A 231-nucleotide genomic window follows, 5' to 3' on the forward strand; every position below is an offset into this window, starting at 1 on the left:
ACGACGGCGACGGTGGCGAAGCTGGGGGAGTCCTCGGCGGAGATCGGCAACGTGGTGAAGGTGATCACCTCGATCGCGGAGCAGACGAACCTGCTGGCGTTGAACGCCACGATCGAGGCCGCCCGCGCCGGTGAGGCCGGGAAGGGTTTCGCGGTGGTGGCCAACGAGGTGAAGGAGCTGGCGCAGGAGACGGCGAAGGCGACCGAGGACATCGCCCGCCGGGTGCAGGCG

At 69.7% G+C, this 231-nt stretch carries 1 protein-coding gene; it reads left to right on the forward strand.

Going from position 1 to position 231, the window contains the following annotated elements; genetic code table 11:
- Positions 1-231 (forward strand): methyl-accepting chemotaxis protein (locus E9549_RS23005; RefSeq protein WP_236828909.1); only part of this gene is annotated, 231 nt, incomplete at both ends.

Origin of the sequence: Blastococcus sp. MG754426 (assembly GCF_021699055.1) — a bacterium.
Classification (GTDB): domain Bacteria; phylum Actinomycetota; class Actinomycetes; order Mycobacteriales; family Geodermatophilaceae; genus Blastococcus.